The sequence below is a fragment of the uncultured Gardnerella sp. genome, from assembly GCF_947280595.1.
Taxonomy (GTDB): Bacteria; Actinomycetota; Actinomycetes; order Actinomycetales; family Bifidobacteriaceae; genus Bifidobacterium; species Bifidobacterium vaginale_A.
The window spans coordinates 1-3,580 of record NZ_CAMYOS010000035.1; the positions used below are offsets into that span (position 1 = coordinate 1).

Annotated in this window: 4 protein-coding genes and 3 pseudogenes; 4 read left to right on the forward strand and 3 right to left on the reverse strand. The window is 37.7% G+C overall.

Features of this window, described 5'->3' with window-relative positions:
- Window positions 1–35 precede the first annotated feature (35 nt).
- The 3 genes from Q0X59_RS06095 to Q0X59_RS06105 all read left to right on the forward strand — a co-directional run bounded on the left by Q0X59_RS06095 (window position 36) and on the right by Q0X59_RS06105 (window position 1,379).
- The gene (locus tag Q0X59_RS06095) at window positions 36–446 is read left to right on the forward strand and encodes a hypothetical protein (protein WP_366517023.1); all 411 of its coding nucleotides are present in this window, start codon (window positions 36–38) and stop codon (window positions 444–446) included.
- A 298-nt stretch (window positions 447–744) separates the two neighbouring features.
- Window positions 745–1,050 (forward strand): type II toxin-antitoxin system RelB/DinJ family antitoxin, encoded by a 306-nt coding sequence (locus Q0X59_RS06100; protein ID WP_103043178.1) that lies wholly within the window; start codon window positions 745–747, stop codon window positions 1,048–1,050.
- Entirely contained in the window at window positions 1,047–1,379 is a 333-nt protein-coding gene (locus Q0X59_RS06105) for a type II toxin-antitoxin system RelE/ParE family toxin (protein ID WP_297643926.1), read from the forward strand. The genes Q0X59_RS06100 and Q0X59_RS06105 overlap by 4 nt, the downstream gene beginning before the upstream one ends.
- A 288-nt stretch (window positions 1,380–1,667) precedes the next feature.
- On the opposite strand, the pseudogene Q0X59_RS06110 reads toward Q0X59_RS06105, so the two are convergent.
- Window positions 1,668–1,754: pseudogene (locus Q0X59_RS06110) on the reverse strand (type II toxin-antitoxin system antitoxin, RelB/DinJ family); the annotation flags it as partial.
- A gap of 333 nt (window positions 1,755–2,087) precedes the next feature.
- Window positions 2,088–2,279: pseudogene (locus Q0X59_RS06200) on the reverse strand (DUF4417 domain-containing protein); the annotation flags it as partial.
- A 201-nt stretch (window positions 2,280–2,480) separates the two neighbouring features.
- Here Q0X59_RS06200 and Q0X59_RS06115 point away from each other — a divergent pair.
- On the forward strand, window positions 2,481–2,891 hold the full coding sequence (locus Q0X59_RS06115; protein WP_004128465.1) for a hypothetical protein: 411 nt from the start codon (window positions 2,481–2,483) through the stop codon (window positions 2,889–2,891).
- 97 nt (window positions 2,892–2,988) lie between these two features.
- Here Q0X59_RS06115 and Q0X59_RS06120 read toward each other — a convergent pair.
- Window positions 2,989–3,580 (reverse strand): annotated as a pseudogene (locus tag Q0X59_RS06120) (hypothetical protein); the annotation flags it as partial.

Consider the following 3,580-nt stretch of genomic DNA (forward strand, 5'->3'; position numbering starts at 1 on the left):
ATCTGCTTGGCTATATAAATTTAAGGAGGTTAGTTATGAAGAAATCTGTATATCAGGCTATACGATTATTCCTTTTTTCATTATTATTACCTCTTTTAGGACTAATCCTTAACTCACTTAGATTGTTTAATCCAGAAATTGTTTATAACTCACCTGTTTTATTTATCGGTATAGCTCACGTATTTGGTTTAACAACACTTGTCCTTTACTCAATCGTTGTCAATCAAAAAACACTCGAAAACTTAGGAGTTTGTAAAACCATTGCCATAGCGCTTATCGCACCAGCCATTGATTTATTGATATTACAAGAGTCTCCTCGGCAATTGGGTAGTAGCTGGACTTGCACGTACATTACATTTTTTATTACTCTTGAATGTATCCCAACTATAATTCCAATCATTGTTAAAGAGTTTTTGCGAAGAAGAAACCAAAAACATACAGCCTAAAAATGCACCCACCTAATCATCCTTTGACATCAATACTACGCTCTACACGTGTATTGAGAGAACTTACGAGTATATCTACACTTTTTTCAAGTGCACACTATGGATACTGTGTGCACTTTTTAACGATAGAAAAAGGCAATCGTTAAAAGGTTTAAGACCTGCTTAATAGCTTGATTTTGAATCCGAAGATACAACAACGGAAAGCTATAATCTGAATAGCAGTTAAACTTTTGCTTTCATCTGCTTGCGTATGCTTGCAACTATTTTGTAAAATAAGGTCAGAAAGGAAGCGAACACAATGACAAACACGAACGCTGTATATGCAAGAATCGACACAAATCTTAAAGAAAATGCTGAAAACATATTGAACCAGCTTGGAATAACACCATCTTCAGCAATCCAAATGCTTTACAGCCAGATTGTTTTACAAAAAGGTATGCCATTTGAACTCCGCTTGCCAGTTAATACGCCTACTGCTTTAGGCAGCTTAACAAGAGCAGAGTTGGATAAAGAATTGCAGAAAGGCATCAACTCACTTTCGACTGGCAAACAATATAGTGCAGATGAAGTAGACCAATTCTTTGCAAAGGAATATGGTGCATGAGTACAACTTATAACATCATCTATTCTCCACAAGCGTTCCTTGATCTCACTGAGCTATACGAATACATTCGCTTCACATTACAAGTTCCAAAAACAGCTGAAAAACAAGTCAACCGAATTAAGTATGCTATACGTTCTCTTGAGACTATGCCTATGCGATATACACTTGTTGATTGGGAGCCGTGGTGTTCTAAAGGAATACACAGAGTTCCAGTCGACAACTACACAGTTTTTTACCAAGTAGACGAAGACCAAATGACTGTAATAGTTATTCGCATATTCTACTCAGGCAGAAATATTGAAAACATTGTTAACGACACAAACAACTAATGCGCGATTCGGACTAGAAAAGTACTGGTAGTATATCTACACTTTTTTCAAGTGCACACTATGGATACTGTGTGCACCTTTTAACGATAGAAAATATCACAAAAAGATTTAAGATTAGCTTAATAACAACATTTACATTACAATTGTTCCAGTTGTTTAGTCTGGTCTCTTCTCACGTAGATAACCGCGAGTATTTCAACTTCTTTTCTACTCTCATCAACCCAAAAATAAACGTAATAATTTTTTACGCGTATTCTTCTAAAACCAAGTTCACACCACGACTGCTAATCAGCATTCAAGCTCTTCAAAAACATCATCCATCGGATAACTATCACCTTGAACCGCCTAATCATAGCCTTTAGCCATCAAAGCATTTGTCCAGTTTCCATTCATGTATTTGGCGAACTTTTATTCAAGTGTTTGGCTAGTTTTCATTCATATATTTGGACATTCACTATTATATAGATTGCATATTCGGTATAATCCCCAACAAGCAACTTCTTAAACTCAGAAACCTTATTTTCTGGAATAACCAGCAAGCCGTTACCATAAGAAATCAAATAATGTAGGGAACTTTTTTACAATTTTTACACCGATTTGTTCCCCAAAACATAAACAACTAGAGCGCACAACTACTCTACAGCAAAATAGCAAAATAACATCTAGAATCTCGATAAGTAAGCTTAAATCCACCGCGCGCTAAACCTTTTAACGTTTAACCCTGCAAACTACTGCTACACAAGCGCAAATTTGCAAGCAAAGTGGAGCATCAAATATAGGGGAACAATCAGGCGAAATCACTCCAGGATATTGTTTCAGCTCTTCAACGCAATAATCCGTATGCGTAAAAATATCTCTGAACTTTATGTCATGCTCATAAAAGCAAACAAAATCTCGCTTATCACGACTACGCTGACTTCATGAAAACAGTACAGTATTTATCCAGTTCTTTAAGTCCCGTTTGCTCATGACCGCTAGAATTTAATCGGATATGGTTATCCAAACTTTTCAAGTAAGATAAATTAACGTAAAATAAGTGAAAAATAGTCTGTCTATGAAAGTAGTCATCTGCTTGGCTATATAAATTTAAGGAGGTTAGTTATGAAGAAATCTGTATATCAAGCTATACGATTATTCCTTTTTTCATTATTACTCCCTCTTTTAGGACTTATTATAAATTCTCTTAAATCACTCGATTGGGAAATTGTTTATGACTCACCCTTTTTACTCATTGTTATAGCTCATGCACTTGGTTTAACAAAAATTCTTCTTTACTCGATTGTTGTCAATCAAAAAACACTCGAAAACTTAGGAGTTTGTAAAACCATCGCTATCGCGCTTATCGCCCCTGCTATTGATTTATTGATATTACAAGAGTCTCCTCGGCAATTGGGTAGTAGCTGGACTTGCACGTACATTACATTTTTTATTACTCTTGAATGTATCCCAACTATAATTCCAATCATTGTTAAAGAGTTTTTACGAAGAAGAAACCAAAAACATAAAGCCTAAAAATGCACCCACCTAATCAGCCCTTGACATCAATACTACGCTCTCCACGCACGTAGAGCCTTTTGCTCAAAAGAGAAGAAAACAGTCTTACAAAATCTTATGCAGCTACTGCGGTTCTTCTCCGTGGGTGCTGCTTGATAACGAGAACAATATTGGTAAGCACAATGCCAACAACTACGCTCACCCATGCCAAACTCGGCGTAAGTAGCCAAGCGAGAACACCAAAGATCAGCAGTCGAAGCAGTACAGCAATGGCTAAGAAAGGCCAACTTTTTGTTGGGCATTTCTGTTGATCAGCCTTCAATGCGCCCATCAGAACCATAACCGCAGCTGCCACGCAAGAAAATAGCATATTGCCCAAGAACATGACGAGCAGCGTTCGCCAGCCAGCGATAGTACAAAGCATCCACCATTGCAACATCAATGCAAGCACAAATATGACAACATCGTATACTGCTTCCATCAGCATATTCGCAACGATTAACGAGGAGAATGTTAGAGACACACCTCTAGGAGTGCCTGTTTTACCTGCGCTCGCATGCTGTAATGCAATCATATTGCTCACCTCGCGCGCTTTACGCGCTCTTCTTCAAGCATTTGAACGCCAAGCTCAACCGCTTTCTGTGAAGCTTCATGTAATTGCGCATCCGTCATCCCGCGCTGCCAAGGCTTTTCAAAAACAAACAGCA